This is a genomic window from Hydrotalea sp. GW822-HT8A01 (assembly GCF_058798575.1).
Genome location: NZ_CM179506.1, coordinates 2,664,982 through 2,679,541 on the forward strand (window position 1 = coordinate 2,664,982; position 14,560 = coordinate 2,679,541).

18 protein-coding genes are annotated in these 14,560 nt (G+C 37.8%); 6 read left to right on the forward strand and 12 right to left on the reverse strand.

What is annotated here, in order from left to right; genetic code table 11:
* Positions 1–19 precede the first annotated feature (19 nt).
* The 6 genes from ric (at position 20) to AC3QLY_RS11895 (ending at position 4,272) form a co-directional block, all read left to right on the forward strand.
* Positions 20–961: an iron-sulfur cluster repair di-iron protein gene (ric, locus tag AC3QLY_RS11870; protein ID WP_074420514.1), complete on the forward strand. Its 942-nt coding sequence runs from the start codon at positions 20–22 to the stop codon at positions 959–961.
* 348 nt (positions 962–1,309) lie between these two features.
* On the forward strand, positions 1,310–1,474 hold the full coding sequence (locus AC3QLY_RS11875; protein ID WP_179853779.1) for a hypothetical protein: 165 nt from the start codon (positions 1,310–1,312) through the stop codon (positions 1,472–1,474).
* Between the two features lie 36 nt (positions 1,475–1,510).
* The gene (locus AC3QLY_RS11880; protein WP_074417774.1) at positions 1,511–2,341 is read left to right on the forward strand and encodes a DUF2249 domain-containing protein; all 831 of its coding nucleotides are present in this window, start codon (positions 1,511–1,513) and stop codon (positions 2,339–2,341) included.
* 4 nt (positions 2,342–2,345) lie between these two features.
* Positions 2,346–3,608 carry a hypothetical protein gene (locus tag AC3QLY_RS11885; RefSeq protein ID WP_074420974.1) on the forward strand — a complete coding sequence of 421 codons (1,263 nt, stop codon included), beginning with the start codon at positions 2,346–2,348 and terminating at the stop codon, positions 3,606–3,608.
* Positions 3,605–3,934: a metal-sulfur cluster assembly factor gene (locus AC3QLY_RS11890; protein WP_074420975.1), complete on the forward strand. Its 330-nt coding sequence runs from the start codon at positions 3,605–3,607 to the stop codon at positions 3,932–3,934. Before AC3QLY_RS11885 ends, AC3QLY_RS11890 begins: the two co-directional genes overlap by 4 nt.
* Before the next feature lie 8 nt (positions 3,935–3,942).
* A complete protein-coding gene (locus tag AC3QLY_RS11895; RefSeq protein ID WP_074420976.1) occupies positions 3,943–4,272 on the forward strand; it encodes a 2Fe-2S iron-sulfur cluster-binding protein in 330 nt (109 codons plus the stop codon).
* A gap of 610 nt (positions 4,273–4,882) precedes the next feature.
* Here the strand turns inward: AC3QLY_RS11895 and AC3QLY_RS11900 are convergent.
* The 12 genes from AC3QLY_RS11900 to AC3QLY_RS11955 form a co-directional block, all read right to left on the reverse strand.
* Entirely contained in the window at positions 4,883–5,689 is an 807-nt protein-coding gene (locus AC3QLY_RS11900; protein WP_492989756.1) for a PRTRC system ThiF family protein, read from the reverse strand.
* Positions 5,686–6,402 carry a hypothetical protein gene (locus tag AC3QLY_RS11905; protein WP_492989757.1) on the reverse strand — a complete coding sequence of 239 codons (717 nt, stop codon included), beginning with the start codon at positions 6,400–6,402 and terminating at the stop codon, positions 5,686–5,688. The genes AC3QLY_RS11900 and AC3QLY_RS11905 overlap by 4 nt, the downstream gene beginning before the upstream one ends.
* Positions 6,403–6,412: 10 nt before the next feature.
* A complete protein-coding gene (locus AC3QLY_RS11910; protein WP_492989758.1) occupies positions 6,413–7,567 on the reverse strand; it encodes a hypothetical protein in 1,155 nt (384 codons plus the stop codon).
* A gap of 17 nt (positions 7,568–7,584) precedes the next feature.
* Positions 7,585–7,803, reverse strand: a complete 219-nt coding sequence (locus AC3QLY_RS11915) for a PRTRC system protein C (RefSeq protein ID WP_492989759.1) — start codon at positions 7,801–7,803, stop codon at positions 7,585–7,587.
* Positions 7,804–7,833: 30 nt separating this feature from the next.
* Complete coding sequence (locus AC3QLY_RS11920) at positions 7,834–8,457, reverse strand: PRTRC system protein E (RefSeq protein ID WP_492989760.1); 624 nt, start codon at positions 8,455–8,457, stop codon at positions 7,834–7,836.
* A gap of 46 nt (positions 8,458–8,503) precedes the next feature.
* Complete coding sequence (locus AC3QLY_RS11925) at positions 8,504–8,737, reverse strand: hypothetical protein (RefSeq protein WP_492989761.1); 234 nt, start codon at positions 8,735–8,737, stop codon at positions 8,504–8,506.
* Between the two features lie 10 nt (positions 8,738–8,747).
* A complete protein-coding gene (locus AC3QLY_RS11930; RefSeq protein ID WP_492989762.1) occupies positions 8,748–9,125 on the reverse strand; it encodes a hypothetical protein in 378 nt (125 codons plus the stop codon).
* 61 nt (positions 9,126–9,186) lie between these two features.
* Positions 9,187–10,260: a DUF932 domain-containing protein gene (locus AC3QLY_RS11935; protein ID WP_492989763.1), complete on the reverse strand. Its 1,074-nt coding sequence runs from the start codon at positions 10,258–10,260 to the stop codon at positions 9,187–9,189.
* Between the two features lie 39 nt (positions 10,261–10,299).
* On the reverse strand, positions 10,300–10,689 hold the full coding sequence (locus AC3QLY_RS11940; RefSeq protein ID WP_492989764.1) for a single-stranded DNA-binding protein: 390 nt from the start codon (positions 10,687–10,689) through the stop codon (positions 10,300–10,302).
* A 499-nt stretch (positions 10,690–11,188) separates the two neighbouring features.
* On the reverse strand, positions 11,189–11,797 hold the full coding sequence (locus tag AC3QLY_RS11945; RefSeq protein ID WP_492989765.1) for a hypothetical protein: 609 nt from the start codon (positions 11,795–11,797) through the stop codon (positions 11,189–11,191).
* Between the two features lie 14 nt (positions 11,798–11,811).
* On the reverse strand, positions 11,812–13,530 hold the full coding sequence (locus tag AC3QLY_RS11950) for a hypothetical protein (RefSeq protein WP_492989766.1): 1,719 nt from the start codon (positions 13,528–13,530) through the stop codon (positions 11,812–11,814).
* Positions 13,530–14,516: a phage exclusion protein Lit family protein gene (locus AC3QLY_RS11955; RefSeq protein WP_492989767.1), complete on the reverse strand. Its 987-nt coding sequence runs from the start codon at positions 14,514–14,516 to the stop codon at positions 13,530–13,532. The genes AC3QLY_RS11950 and AC3QLY_RS11955 overlap by 1 nt, the downstream gene beginning before the upstream one ends.
* Between the last annotated feature and the right edge of the window lie 44 nt (positions 14,517–14,560).

Below are 14,560 nucleotides of genomic sequence, written 5' to 3' on the forward strand. Positions count from 1 at the left end.
ATTTTTTAAAAACACAACTATGAGTACTATTCAAACTTTAGATGTAACACAAATACCACCAAGGTTAAAACATCCCACCATTTTTCAGCATTTTGATGCACTCAATGCAGGAGAGGCGTTTTTAATTTTAAATGATCATGATCCCAAGCCGCTCTATTATCAGTTATTAGGCGAAAGAGGTAATATTTTTACCTGGGATTATTTGGAAGCTGGCCCGCAATGGTGGCAGGTTAAAATAGCCAAAAAGCCTGCTGCTGCACCATCAGATACCGTAGGCGCCATTGCAGCAAAAGACCTGCGTAAAGCAGAAGTATTTAAAAAAATGGGAATTGATTTTTGTTGTGGTGGGAATAAAACAATTCAGGAAGCTGCTGCCGAGGCCGGTGTAGCTGAAGTAGATGTAAAAGCTGCTTTAGAGGCCGTTGAAAATCAAACTCAAAAAGCATCGCAGGATTTTAATAGCTGGGAAATTGATTTTTTGACCGATTATATTGTACAAGCGCATCACCGTTATGTAAAAGATGCATCTGCTATTATAGACCAGTTAGCCGATAAAGTTGCCCAACACCATGGCACTAATCATCCTGAGCTGTTTGAACTTTCTCAAAAAACACATGCTTTTTTAAGTGATATGAATAGCCACATGTTAAAGGAAGAGAAAATTTTATTCCCTCAAATTAAATTATTGGTTCAGAAAAAAAGAGATCATCAAAATGTAACCGTTTCCGATGGTTTAATTTCCGCAGCCATAAAAATGATGATTACAGAACATGAAGTGTCCGGTGAAGATTTAAAGTTTTTCAGAAAATTAACCAATGAGTATTCACTTCCCACAGATGCCTGCAACAGCTATGCTTATTTGTTTGATAAAATGAAGGAATTTGAATCTGATCTGTTATTACACATTCATTTAGAAAATAATATTCTTTTTCCAAAAGCATTGGCATTAGAACAAGCTTAATTTATTCAACCATTTAAAGTGATGCTATATGACAAATAAACCTATTCAACTAAAAAAGTATTTAGTGCCATTGTCTAAAGAGCATCACTTTGTTCTTTTGTTTTGCTGAAAATTAAAAGAGGGCATAAAGAATCATACTTCAGTTGAGCGTCTTGCAAAGTATATTGATTATTTCCGGAAAACCCATCTTAAACTTCATTTTGGTGAAGAGGAAGTTACATTGTTTAGTCATATTTCAATGCCTGAAATTAAGTTTGCTTATTAGCACCATAAAAATATTGAAATGCAAATTGAACAATGTTTTAGTCCAACGAAAACATCATTTCAACACATCAAAAGTCTTGTTGAATGATTGAACAACATACCCGATTTGAAGAAAGAATTTTATTTCCTTTAATTGAACAACAAATGAATGAAACTGATTGGGCAAATGCAGACATTAAATTGGCGTCGTTCCATAATGCGCATTCAGAAGATGATTATGCAGATGTTTTCTGGCTGAAGCAAAAATGATAGTTGCTAACAAGCTGTGTATAAAAAAAATTATTTATGAATACCATTGATTCACATACAAAAATTTCAAAAATTCTGCAAGAAAATAAAGCAGCAATCGAAGCCATTGCCAGTTTGGCAAAGCCTTTGGAAAAATTAAGAAATCCATTGATGCGAAAAATAATGGCATCCAGAGTTACTATTGCTGAGGCTGCTAAAATGGGCGGTTGTACCATTGACGATTTTAAAAAAGCATTGCAACCACTCGGATTTGTTTTTGAAGAATCAACAACTGATGCGCTTGCAAATAATAGCGCTGTTGAAAAACCCCAGTGGTTGATCCATACACCCATTGAGCAGATTCATTTTTTTGATGTACGGCCAATGCTACAATCAGGTAACGACCCTTTAAAAGAAATTATGCAACGTTTAAAAGGTATGGCACCGCAAAGCATTCTCTGTATTATTAATTCATTTATTCCGGTACCACTCATTCGTTTATTAGAAAAAGATCAGGCATTGTCTTTTACCGAAACTATATCTGATACAGAGTATCGTACTTATTTTCTGAAGGTAGATAAGCAAAAAGACGTTGCAGTAGCTCAACAAGATTTTGTTATTATGGAAGATACTGATTCTTTTCAACAAATCATCAATAAATACACTGCCCATAGAATTGTTACCATTGATGTGCGTTCAATACCTATGCCCGGCCCTATGGAAGCAATACTTTCTCAATTAGAACAATTAAAGAATGATGAAATTTTATTGGTACATCACAAGCGAATTCCTGTGTATTTGTTGGAGTCGCTGGCCGATCAATCCTGGATAGTGCATATTCACAGCATTAGTGATACTGAGGTGAATATGTTGATTCATAAAAAATAAAATTATGGCCGATATTAATATTGCTAAAGCACCCAAAGGTTATGCAGTATTGCCATTTTATGCTGTAGGGAGTTTGTTTTTCTTAACCTTATCAGCCCTGCTTGTTTTTTCTCATCAAATTGTTATTGTACAATTTTTACATCCGCATATTCTGGCAATTGTTCATGCCACAACTTTGGGTTGGGTTACTATGGTAATTTTTGGCGCTTCGTATCAGTTACTGCCTGTAATTTGCGAAAGAAATTTATTTAGTAACGTACTGGCATTGTTGTCATTTTTTATTTTATTACCCGGCGTTATCATTCTCATCATTTCCTTTTGGTTTTTTTTAACCGGTTTTTGGATGATTACCGGCGGCTCATTGGTTGTAATAGCTGCAATTTTATATGCAATTAACGCAACGGGCACTGCTAAAACATGCAATAAGCATTCCATTCAAAAATGTTTTGTTCTAAGTGCTGCTTTTTGGCTATTGGTTACCACTATTTTCGGATTATTATTGGCTATCCATTTAGTATTTCCAATTTTTAATTCAAGTCAGTTGAAATTGATTGCCATGCATGCGCATATTGGATTTGCAGGCTGGTTTTTACAATTAATTACCGGTGTATCTTCTAAACTGGTACCCATGTTTTTATTGAGCAGAAATAGGCCCAATGGTTTTTTGCAAGGTGCATTTTGGTTTCAAAATGTCGGATTGCTTATTTTGATTATTGCAGCCCTATTGGGTTTATGGAATGGTTTCATTTGGATAAGTTACATATTGGTTGTTGTAGGTATTTTATGCTGGTTATTTTATATTCTAGCTACTTATAAAAGTAGGGTGCGAAAGCCACTCGATTTTCAAATGCGGTTTACTTTACTTTCATTTCTATTTCTTTTTCTAGCGCTAATTCTGCTCCCTTTTTTGATGCATGGTTGGGGTATGCCATGCATTCAATTATATGGGTTACTTATTTTAATGGGTTGGTTATCGGGTATTATTTTAGGCCAAACATTTAAAACATTACCGTTTATTGTATGGAACGATCATTATAAAGCTTTGAATGGGAAAGTAAAGGTTCCATTGCCGAAACATTTGTATCATGAAAATTTTGTAAAACTAAATTTTTATTTTTTTATCGCTGCACTGGTAATGCTATGCGCCGGACTATTGCTAAATGAAAAAATTTTGATGTTGGCGGGTAGTATTCTTTGGTTATTGATGGCTATTGTATTTGTGTGGAATGTATTCACGATTTTATTACATAAAACAAAAAAATTATGATTACAATTTCGATAAATGATCAATTTTATACTGAAAAATCAAAAATATTGCAGGCATTATATCAGGTAATTGATCCAGAACTATTCATTAATATAGTTGATTTGGGTTTGATATATGATATTGCATTTTCCGAAAACAATATTACCATTGAAATGACTTTATCTACTCCGCATTGTCCTTTGGGTGATGCCATTACTTTCGGCGTAAAAAATGTATTATCTGTTGACTTTCCAAATCATGAAGTAACGGTTCATTTGGTGTGGGAACCCAAGTGGGCTTTTGAAATGATGACAGACACGGGTAAAAAATTGTTAGGAATTGCTTAAACCTTTTCATGCATAACGATATCATTTCTTTTCATATAAATTTTGGTAATGAAACAAAGCAGGTGCATACCTATACCAATGCTTACAGAAACCTGATGCATTTGTTAGAAGATCAATTTATTGTAGAAGATTTTGGAGAATGCAGGGGAATGGGTAAATGCGGTACCTGTATGATTGAAGTAATAGCTGCACCCAATTTGTTGGAGGGCTTGCAACGAAATGAAATGACTACATTGAAAAAAGCAGCTATGTTGAAAAAAAATATTCGATTATCCTGTCAGATATTCATTAATGATAGTTTGCAGGATGCGGTTCTGAAAATTTATGAATGGCAATGAAAGTGCTTATTACCCTCATGTTCCAATATCTACTAAAAGAGGCTTTAGCCTCTTTTTTTTGTAGTGCTTATTTGCTTTTTTCGTCAATGACGTTCCGTTTTAAGAAGGCTTTATTAAAAATTACTGAATTACTGAAAAGGTTATAAGAAAGCATGTTAAGGCACAAACTAAGGTATTACCACTTAAACTTTACAGATGAGTGATTCAATACTTTCTGGCAATAATTCAAAATTAAAAAAGCCTAATCAATTTTATTGATAAGGCTTTTTTGTTGTTTGTGAACCCTGTGGTACAAAACTCGAACCACTTTTTAGCGGATTTAAAGCTGTTGACCGATATTTCAGCAATATAGTAAACTGGCTTTCAGTATTGTATTGTGATTTGGCAGACGCTTCGCCTTACCGCTGAGAAACACGCATTTTATACAAAACAATATATTGTGGAGAGGTCTGTAAAATACCATCAATTAATGCCACAGTCTGTTGTCCGCAACCCGATAGCAGGTATGTACGTGGAAATCCGGTTGGGGGCAAGTGGCTGCACCGCTTCTCCGCGCAGCGGCGTTCCGCCTACGAGGAAAGGAATGCCGATGCGCCGCCCTGTGAGGGCTTTAAGCGACCTTTATCGGTTGGGTAGTGAAATTGTCAAGGTTATGAAAGAAGCCCTTATTTTCGGTCATTCCGTGACGGAAAAGGTTCCAGAGCAGAGAGCAACCCATTTGGGCAAGGGAGGAATTAATGTACAGGTCTTGCTTTTCTAATGCTTCAGCCAATGAACAGCTTGGAGTATTATCTGTTTCTTCGGATTGTTTCAGCAGTTGGCCATATACATTGGTTATAAAGGGTAGGTTGGCGACTGCCTCATATTTTTCAGACTTCGGTTGTTTGATATTGCCAATGGTGGACAATAGCACCTGCCCTGTGGATTGGCTGTTACCATAATCCATCCAGTATTTGGCTCGGTTTCGGAATGCTCTGTTATCAGCCAGTCCGTTAAGGATTTCTGCAATCGCAAATCTTGCCCTCACACTGTCCACGCAGGAAATGTAAATAGCTGCCTGTGCATGTTCGGGCAACCTGCCTAAACTGTCTTTGCCAAATTGCAGGGTTTCGGCTTTCCAGTTTGTACCCGCCCATCTGTTAGCACGGTTTATCAGGGCGACCGTTTTATATAGCCCGACCTCGCACTCGGCAAATCGTTGTCTGCCTAAATTGGCATCGGTTACAATGTCGTCATCCCAAAGCCTGACCGCTAACCCTGCATGTCCTAATTCATTCAGGCTGTAATTCATTTCCACTAATGCGGTCAGCACTTTTGAACCTGTTCCACCAGCTCCTATAAGATTTACTTCAATGGGATTGGTGGGAGCGATCAGATCAATGTCTGTAAAATGAACCTTTATTTTATCCGTTTTCATCTTAGTATATTTTTAATTGTCCTATCAACTTTCTTCAATACGTCTTTTGGGAATGGCTCACCCGTTTTGCGTAGCTTCTTCCATAGGCTAACACAGTTGCCTTGTATGGGGTTATGGTTTTGCATCAGGTGGCTGAAATAGCTGTTAAAAAAATAGGTTTCCCATGCTGCTGTAAATTCCTCCAATGACGCAGACTTTCTGATATTTACATCTACCGAACCCATACATACATTTCCATCCGCATACACGTTGAAAAAGGGAGCATGATAAAGCGGTGTGCTTTCAGTCGGCTTCCTGTCACTTTTCAGAGCGTAGATATATAATTTCTGCTTACTGGCTATCCAAAGCAGGGCGGGCACACTCGCTACGCCATTAGAGATATTCAATCCATCAATAAAGAAAAGATTTTTGCTTGTTGCCTTTGTAAACCACATTGCAAAACCGTTTTCCGAAGGGTCTGTGTAAAGGATATTTGCAGCGATAAGGCTTTTAGACTTTAAGAAAGCCTTATTCCTTTCCTTTGTGGTGTCCAATGCTTTTGATAAATACTGTGCTTCCTTAACAGTCAAAGGATGTGCATTAATTGGATTGCCATTCCTATCCATATCGAAATACTCTACATAAACTTCCGCATTCGTCCCTTTGGCTTCGTAAAAAACCAAAGCCGTTTTGGGATGATAAAGTATACCGATATTTTCCATTACATCTTTCATAGTAATTCATTTAATGATTATTCAACAGGTAACACAACTCACCTATCAGGGGAAATAACCTATTTTCAAAATCAAGATTGCAATCAGTAACATTTGCTCCGCTAAATGTTTTCACTACCGTTGGTTCTTCGGTTGTGCGATATTCATTAAACTCATTATTGACACTTTCAGCAAGTGTTTCGTAAAGCCATCCATTAGCATCTGCTATAAAGGAAATATACTTGTTCATAGTAATTACCTCATCTTCTTGTTCTGCAACAGCATTATCGCAAATGGCATGTTGGAAAACAGTTGTTGCAGGATAGTCGGTATATAGGGTAAAAAATCCTTTTGCTACATTCAGGCATTCCTGTTCAAAATCGTTCTTCGGTCTGAATGACTTTAGCCGTTCCGCAAACACATCAAGGCTTTTGCGATTAGATATTTTTTGCTCTACCTTATCACCGCACCATTTCGCTACGGTCAATTCCTCCTTGCGGCTATCTAACTCGGCTTCATCATCTTGCTCTATCCAATCGGTAATCATTTCATACTGCCAATAGATGTAGGCACCTTCCTGCCTGTAATAAGGTATATCCGCTATATGATACAGATAGGCGAAAACGGAAAGAAGTAACCGGGAAGCACTTTTTGCTTCCTTATTCCTTAGCATCTTATAAAGAGGTACGACAGGAATATAGTACAGGGTCGCCCCTGTACTATATTGTTCTTCACTAATAAAGAAAGTTTTTCCCTTACTATCCTGAACCAGTCGCACGCTGTTCCAGTTCCTAACGTTTCGCTTTAAATGGTTTTCCACTTCCCAAACAGATAGGGCTAAATTGTAGGGGTAGCCGAAAGTTCTCGTATCCGTAGGATCGAAACCATTATAATGCCTGGCTACTTCACAAAGAGAGTGATAAAAGTCTGTTTCTATCCTCTCCATTTCTATAGGAGACTGTACAGACTTCATCATCTCCAGTTTAGGCAGAAAAGTTGTTTTCAGAAAAGCATTGGCAACATTTGCACAGGAACGGACTTCCGTTTGTCTTTGCCTATTTCGTGTGCATCTTTTGTACGTTGTATCAATGCTGTGAACTCGCTCAACTGTTTGTACAGCTTTCTTTGTCTTTGCTTTTGTGGCATTTGAATGATGCCCGATATAATATTGTGCTGCATATTCCATTGCTTTATGTTTTAAGATTAACCTTTGGTTCCCATTACACTTTCAAAACGATACTGTACGGTATCTTCTTCGATGCGTGGTGCTGATATTTTTGCGGTAGTGAGTATCGGATAAGTATTGGCATAGAAATTCATTACCGCTTCAACGCTCCATGATGGTTCGGGGTCTGTTAGTCTTAAATCGGTTCCGTTTTCTGTGAGCAGGAAAACCCTGTCTAATTGCTTTGCTATTAACATGACCTTTTGTTTTACAGATTAATAATTCAGTTAATTGTCGTCTTCGGATATTTCAGGTACTTCTTCGGGGTCTGTTTCCTCCTCCGTATCTACATCTTCCCTTTGTGGTTCTTCATTCGCAACTGCCGTTGAAGTACTGCCGAATAAATCAGGTGCAAACTTTGCCGATAAAGCTGATTTCTTTTTGCGGATAATTTCAGCCTGTTCGGGATATTCAGTCGGGTCAGGCACTTTCATCCATGCTTCCCTGTATTTCCCTTCCTTTTCCAGTTCATCAACCTTTTGCATTGCGTCTTTGTACTTTTTTTCCTTCGCTTCTTTTTCCTTTCGCTCCCTATCTGTCTTTTCTTTTTCCATAGCAGATTGTTTCTTTGCTTCTTCCACCTGTTTCATAAAACCTTCCATATCCACCATTAAACCTGAAGCAATCTGCATAGGCGTTGTAATTCGTTCAAAGAAACCGTTATCCAGTTCATCGGTAGTACCTCGCAGATTAAGTGGCGGTATCAGTTTTCTTGCATCATCACCACATTGTTCATTATTGAGCATGACCGATACTATCCAATTATTTTCCGCTCCCTTGCGTATCGTCAGTTGCAAGTCGCCTGTTATGTTCAATGCGGCCACATTGCTGAAAAAATTTGTTGTTTCCATTGTTCAATATTTTTGATTAAATAATTTCTGTACTGTCCTGATCGTTTCATTTAAAGAGCCATCCCCAAAGTCCCCACAGCATCAGGGCAAAAGCTGTCCACTTCAATATCCATTCAATGAAAAGTGTAATCAATCCCACGAAGTAGTTATCGAAATGCTGTAAGCCACCTAAGCCCCTGCGGTTGAATTGTCGCATACCGACGAATAGCCTTATTGCCAAACCGACAAAGAACATGGTTGGAAAAGGCATAGCCTGCAATAATTTAATTAATGCTTCCATAACCTTGTATTTATGGGTTAAAAAGTAAGTCAATAGCTAACGAAAGCTTATGATTAGGATGCTTCCGTATAGTTGTGTACAAGATCATGCAATGCACCATGTATATAGCGACATAACCATCAAACAACTGGTCGGCAAATAGTCTGCTCTGCTTGTGCATTCGCTTTCCGTACCTCTCTATCTTATTCTTGACTTCTTCGACAAAGGATAACCATGCTTCTACGGTTAGCAAGCCGTTTTCCCATTGATTTCGTGTTGACTGTTCATCCTCCTGTATGGTAAGGCACATACCGTTAACATATTCCAATAAGGCGGGAATTTCCTGCGGAAACAGTTCATGCAGTAATCTCGCTTTCTCTACGTTTATCAAATTCTCTAAAGGTTTCATAATACCTGAGTTTAAAGTGAGTCATAAGGACAGGCAGACATTGCCGCCTGTCCTTTGGTTGTTAATTCAGCATAAGCACGTCTGCACCATCCTTTGCAAACTGATTGCATAGTTCAAATGCCCTTTGTGCTTTAGTCTGTGCTGTGCCACCCATTACAATGGATTGCAGTTTGCTTTCATCATCCTTATAATTGCGTACATTTTGATAATAGCCTGTTACCGCATTGTATGCCCCGAACACTGTTCCTTTGGTAGTATTCAACTGTTGTGTATCTGACATCATTGCGTAGGCAAAAGCGTCTTCAACGGTGTTTTTGAATACGGTTGACAGTTCATCTTCTGAACCCTTTTTAAGTGCATCCAATGTTTCCTTATTGGGGCAAAGTGCCAGTTGAATAAGTTTCTTTACTTCTGCATCACAAACACGCACCTTTGTCCATTGGTTAAATATTCCTTCCAGTTGGGTACTAAGCTGATTAGCCAGTCCCATTACCCTATGAGCATTTTCCAAACGCTGTTTTGCACCTGATGTATGGCGGATGCGTACTACGTTGGACATATTACCCAATGCTGCGTTAAGGGTGTTCTGACATACAATACGTACAGGTGTAAAGGCTGCGGTAATGCTTCCCGTACCATCGTGGGAGGTTGTCAGAAAGATGTATTTCTCTGTAATGTCATCACCATTGCCTACACGGATATAGTCAGGAAGTTTAGCGGTTATAAATATCCTTTCTCCGTTTCCTAATGCTCCTGCTGTTTCGTACAGGATGCCATCACCACCACCTACGATAGCATCGAAAAATGCAAAGGCATCTGCGTTCTGTACTATTTGATAATCCTTACCTACTACGCCAAAAACCGTATTGGTATCGGTACGCATGGTTGCGAAATTGTCAGGCAGTAAGATGTTGCCACCTTCTTTAATTTCACCATCATCGCCTATGCTGATACCTGTACCACGAGTATATAAGGGTGATTTGACTACCTCGAAATCAAGTCCTGCATATTTGATAGCTTCGGCACTTGTGGGATATTGTTCTACTACTTGTCCCAAGTTGTGCCATGCCTTTTGCTGTACACTAAAGAAGCTGTATTTGCTTGTTCCTTCGTTATAATTAAGATTATGTGCCATGATTGTAATTTTTAAAAGTTGTTAAATGAAAGTTTATTGTTAGAAAGGCAAATCGTCTTTGCCATTGTTAGCAGGTACTGCTGAATTGTTCCTGATACCACCTGCTACGGTTTCAGGTCGCTTACCACCTCCGTACAGTTTGATTTGTGAAGTGTGAAAATTAAGTGCTGCATGTGCTGCGCCATCGCCCCCGATCCATGCCCTTGCACTTACTCTGCCTGTGAGTTCTACTAATGTTCCTTTAGTAAGAACCTTAGCTACATTCGTTGAAATCCAGTAAGCACAGTTGAAATACTCGGTGTGTTTCATCCTTTCACCCTGTTTGTTGCGGTAGCTGTCATTAACCGCTACGGAAAAATTCACTACTTGTTTGTCGCTCGGCAAGGTGCTGATTTGTGCATCCTTTGTTAATCTGCCAATGATGTTCATGTTTTTAAATTTTAATTGTGAAACCATTTTGTTTACTTCTTTTTTCACCCGCCTGCCCTAAAAGCATTTTTCCAAAAGAAAAAACGGAAAAAAAGAAAGCAGCGACAGAGTGTAGCCGCAGATGCGGAGAGCTATAAGTCCCGAAGGGTGCAAGCGCAGCGCAGCATTATGCGCTCGTAGCAACGAAGGCGAAACTATCTTAGCTGCCTTTTTATCCGTTTCAATTGGAAAATGCCAAGCAGGCTGGTTGCTATTTCAACCAATGCGGACTTAATGCTAGCTTATGCAATGAAACATGAGGGGGATGTAAGGCGGTGAGGAACGAGCCGGTCACGATGAAAGAGGGGACGGAAGCGAAGCGCACCCTGGAATGACCCGACCCGAAGGGACATGCACAAAAAAGTAAAAAAGCCGAAGGAAAATCTTCGGCTAAATATTATCAGGATTGCAGTTATAATTTCGACATCTGATTTTCGTGGAAGTATAATAACTGTACCAATTACTTCATTATCTCTCGGTAATAAAATGATTTAGTTAAGTCACAAAAGGCAATAAATAAAAAAGCAGACTTAAGAGGAAGTTGTGTATAGTTAGCTATGTTGTTTTGAAAGTATGTTCCTAACTCATCGAGATTTGATATCTTTTTTATCTTAAATATCATTAGTCGTAAACCTGCGTTGGACACAATTAATTTTTGAAAGTCATACTTGATTCCGCTATATGGAACTTTAGAATCACCTTTTCTTCTTGGATTCCATTCACATTCCATAACTAACGGAAGGCTTAAAGTAGTATAAGGATCTGCGCCTTCGGTGTACCAGTGTAAATCATACAGCCATTCCGAGTTTTTAAACGTGCCGCCATTTATCTGCCGCAAGTGTTTAGACAAGCCGTTGGCATAGACCTTATATTTCGGCTTGTTTTTTAATTCTCGATCTCCAAGCAAAGCTAGGGTATCTTTAATTAAACGTGTTCGTTGTGGTCTTATCTTATCTTGAAAATCAAAAAAACCGCTAATGCAGCCTATTTCCTGTATGATAGTTTTTGATAAATCATTTTTAATGAATTTTACTTTCTGGCCCGGCTTGTGTTCTATCCATTCGTCCATATTTGACAGTTTAATCATAGAATATTGTCAATCGCTGCTGGTATAATTTCCTTTATTACCTCTAACATAAAAGACGGATTGCCTAGCTCCTTTTTAATATTAGTTTTTAAATAAAATCTGCTATATACTTCAAAAGGAGTAGTCGAATAATCTTCATTTAAGATATGTGAATGGTAACCAGCAATAATATCAAAAAGGTTAATTAGCCCTTGCTTTAAGTAGTCTTCATGAACTTCAAAATAGTTGAGGTTAATGAAAGTGACATCTTTAATTTCGAGTTTTTCGAATTCCATTGAATCAGTCAGTTCATTAAATTTCTGGTTAAGGATTTTATTTACGCCCTCATAGCCGAAAGATAAATCGGTGTATATCACTACTGGATATACATTAATTACCCCTGAGGTTGGAAGGGTATCAAATTCAGGGTTGTTATTTTCTAAGTATGACGCGGCATTGAATAGCTGCTGAATTCCTTTAGGGTCTTTTTTCTGATTTTCATAGAATTTCTTATCAAGCTCTTTGTAAAGCGGTTCTTTATCGGACAGCTCTTTCAAAGTTGCACTTAAAAGCACGTCTTTAAATTCAACAATAATGACATTATTTCCATATCGGATATAGTAATCGCAAATCTCATTGCCATCATTTTTCTTTGCATCGTCACCTGCTAAATGAATTCCTGATGAAAAACAACGTTCCATGATATGACTGAAATAAATATCTTCCATAAACTCTTTGCCCTTCACAGACAAAAAGTTCCCTTTGTAACCTAAAACCTCTATAAATTCCTTGAAAGAAAATACCTGAGCTTTGTATAATTGATCAACTAGGAAATTTATATCCAGCAAGAAGAATATATTACGATCAAAGTGATAAAGCATCTGTTTTCTTAATAGTCGAAAACTATTATCTGGCACATAGGTCCTGATCGTATCATTTATGCTCAAGGATTTAATAAAGTTTATGTTCACCAACGAAATAATATTGTCCAGGGGAATAAATTGCTTTCTTTGTTCACCTGGTTGACCAATACCCACTTGAGTAAAAATTGTTAAGATATTATGTATAAGATCTCTGCTGTCTCTAACTTTCAAATGCTGATAGTATTGACTTACATATTCCTTGTATTTATCTGAATTTTCAAGGTATTGAAAGAATTTGATGCTTCTTGTAATCTGGTTTGAAAAATCAGTTGTTGACGCATAGTCTTTCTGATAGATAAAATTGGGTAACAATATGCTCTCAACCTCTCCCTTTTCAGCAGCCAGTTTCACTTCTTCAAATGTTATTTTAAACCTGTTACTTGTTATAGAATTGATAATTAAGTATGCATCTAAAACGTTCTTAGCCTCAGCACTTGTGAGGTCTCGCATAGGAAGATTGTTGTAAGTAGAGAAGATGAGCTCGTAAAATAAAAGATTGGAGTACTGCCAAAAAATGACTGGCCACTGACCCTTATTAATATATTCTTGAAATACTTGTTTAAATCTTTCTATTGTTGAAGGCCCTGCTTTTACTATCAAATTGTTCAATAATTGGATTTGTACATTATGAGACTCGTCACTGGTTTCATTGAGATATAGTTGGATGTTAAACCCCGATATATAGTTCAACAAGGTAACGGATGGAATATCTTTTAGTAACTCATTTGCAAAAGATTGATCTTTATGATCTCCGTATATCTCCTTATAGCCGATGATTGTTTTTAGATTCATCCTTGTATCAAAATCTGCCATTACTTATTTGCTTTGATTTGTTCTATAATATCGAAGTATAACCCTTGAAAGGTCATTTGACCCTTAGCCTTCCAGTCAAATTTTAGGTCGAATTGCTCATCCCACAGCTCTAGCCCAACACATGCAAATGCCCAGGCAATACTATCCTCACCAGCTTTCATCCTATGGAGAGCGTTTGTAAGTCGGTCCTCGACATTAGGGTGTTTTATTCCTGTCGTGGTTGATCGAAAGAAAATCATTGATAGTATCCCCAGTACAATGCCGATTTCAGCTATGAATTTTCTGCCCCGCCCCGCTCCTAATAAGATATTGTCAATAGCTTCGTTATCTGCATCATACTCCATTTCCTGAAAACACGTGACGCAGGTCTCTTCCGGAAGGTTATCCAAGTGTTTTTTTGCATGAGCCAGTTCATGGCATAATATGAATTTCATCCCTTCGGTATAGAATATATTGCTCTGTTCAATGTAGTCTCTGTCAGTTGCAGCATAACGTTCTGGATTCGGTAGCTCATTCTTATCCCATTTATCAAAATGCTTAATAAGGTATTTTGCATAATTAAAAACTTCCTTTGCTTTTTCAATTTTTTCAGGACTAATTTTTTTTGAGGTATAGCCGGCTGCGTCGTTTACTTTGGGATAATCGATGATTTCGATGTACAGTGTATAAATCGCGTAGGTAATACACCATTGATAAGAAAGAAACGTTTCATGCATTTGAATAGTACGGGTGGCATTGTTAATTCTTGGAGTTCTATAATTTCCTGGTTCAATTTCTATGGAGACTTCACCATACTGAAGATCAAGTGGTCTGTCAAGCTTTCCTTGCTTTACAAGTTCAACGATTTCATCAAAAAAGGCATTGTGTGTGTGTTGAAAAAAATGAACTGTTACATGGGTCAACGCCCGAATCGGTTGGGTGCCAGGCAAGTTGCCTCTTTCTCCGTGATCAATAGTTCCGTTTTCCTGCCAAAGCCATTTATCCATTCCCAATAATTTTAATAATCGAAACATGATGTAATATTCTAAGT